The 1,739-nt window shown below is 32.5% G+C and carries 2 protein-coding genes and 1 pseudogene; all 3 read right to left on the minus strand.

Going from position 1 to position 1,739, the window contains the following annotated elements; all coding sequences use genetic code 11:
* Positions 1 to 106: 106 nt before the first annotated feature.
* Positions 107 to 334 carry a hypothetical protein gene (locus AMD00_RS22550; protein ID WP_053419245.1) on the minus strand — a complete coding sequence of 76 codons (228 nt, stop codon included), beginning with the start codon at positions 332 to 334 and terminating at the stop codon, positions 107 to 109.
* Positions 335 to 466: 132 nt separating this feature from the next.
* Entirely contained in the window at positions 467 to 850 is a 384-nt protein-coding gene (locus tag AMD00_RS22555; protein ID WP_083446348.1) for a DUF4279 domain-containing protein, read from the minus strand.
* Positions 851 to 983: 133 nt separating this feature from the next.
* A pseudogene (locus AMD00_RS23035) lies at positions 984 to 1,380 on the minus strand (DUF2716 domain-containing protein).
* Positions 1,381 to 1,739 lie beyond the last annotated feature (359 nt).

Consider the following 1,739-nt stretch of genomic DNA (forward strand, 5'->3'; position numbering starts at 1 on the left):
TCTTTTTCCTATTAACTACAACAACATTATTGAACTAACCTGCCTCGTTAGTTCAAAAAAATGCTCCACTCCTTATTAAAGTAAAGCACCCGTTAGTTGAATAATACTACTTGTGAGATAAAGGTTTTTCTGGTCTATTAGGGCAATATTTGCAATTAGGATCACTACATTTAGATTCAATCCAACTATTACATTTAGGACAAAAATACGTATCAAAATCATCATAATAAACTAAATTAAACTTGCATTTAGAACAATATTTCTCTTGTTCAATTTGACCATAAAATTCAAAGTCATCTATTATGACTTTGCTATCTACTTCTTTTATTTTCATAAAAAACCTCCATAAAATTAATGAACCTGTTGCGTTAGTTCAATAAGAAATAGACTCCACTCCTTCTTGAAGTAAAGCCCCCCGTTACTTTAAGTACAATACTTCACAAACTAATTACACACTTCATCAAAATCATTCCTTGTCATCCCAGTCCGTTTCGTTATCAATATAAATGTCGATTATAGCACCGATACTATGTGCAAAAGCGATTATGCTTGGATCTAAACGCATTCCCGGTGTTTGAGCGTTATAAAAATTATAATGAACGAAAAAAATACAAGTCAGTTGATATTTTTCTTTGTATTCATTAATTAATTTGATATGTGGTCTTAATGGAGCAATCAGAGATTCAAATTCACTATCCATATTTACTTCATAATGTAACTTCATTTCTCCAGATTCCAAGCTCCATACTGTTTCAAATCGCTTACTTTGTCTTGTCCCACGAATATAATTATCTCCAATTTTATAGGCTTCTGTTGGATTGATTCCAATTTCATTTGTAAATGCCTCAATTGGTCATACATCAGCTACTATACTGAATCTTATAAACACACAGTCCCTTTCCAAATATTTCACCTCCTTGTCAACATAAAAAACAAAAATCCTTGTTCAACTAACCTGCCCCGTTAGTCGAACAAAGCCTACATTACCCCTGACGTACTATTTTTTGAAACAATTGTGGTCGATGTTTTTCAAAACCTTCTATTAATTCTTTTCCGAAAATAGTTATAGTTTTTTCCCAAGGGTGTCCTAAATATCCCCATTCAAAATCCTTATGAATAAAGAAGTAATAATCGCCATTTGGGAAAATCGGTACTGTCCATTCATCGAATTCGTTTTTTTTGAAATTCTAGATAGGGATTTATCCAATAACATTCATGCTGCCAATCTAATGCATACATATATTCATCTACTGACGTACATTCTTGAAAAACAAGTAATGCTTTTTCTTCCAAGTCATCATAGGCATCCAAGCCTTTATATTTGCCAAAGTATAGTGAGATATCGTAGGTAATAAAAGGGGTTGGTACTTTAAATTTAATAAAATTGGTATATGTGTTATACCTCGGTTCTTATAAACCTCGTACATACTCCAATAAAATGCAACCATACAGTAGAACAATGTAAACCAAATATATGGAGTAAGGTTTTTATCGAAATTAACGGTGAAGAGAATACATAAACCATTTATAATCAAGGCTATCAGCACACTTATATAGCGCTTCATATATATTTTCCCCCTTCCCGTTTTAACAAAATATTTTTAGCTATCCTGCCCCGTTAGTTGAATATGAATAAAGAGCCGTCTGAACTGCTCAACGATCTTCTACTAAAGCATCCCGTTAATCCAATAAGAAGCCCTGTATAGAAACGAAGAATATAAACAAGGAGACAATAATGC

Source organism: Viridibacillus arvi, assembly GCF_001274945.1.
In the GTDB taxonomy this organism is placed as follows: Bacteria; Bacillota; Bacilli; order Bacillales_A; family Planococcaceae; genus Viridibacillus; species Viridibacillus arvi.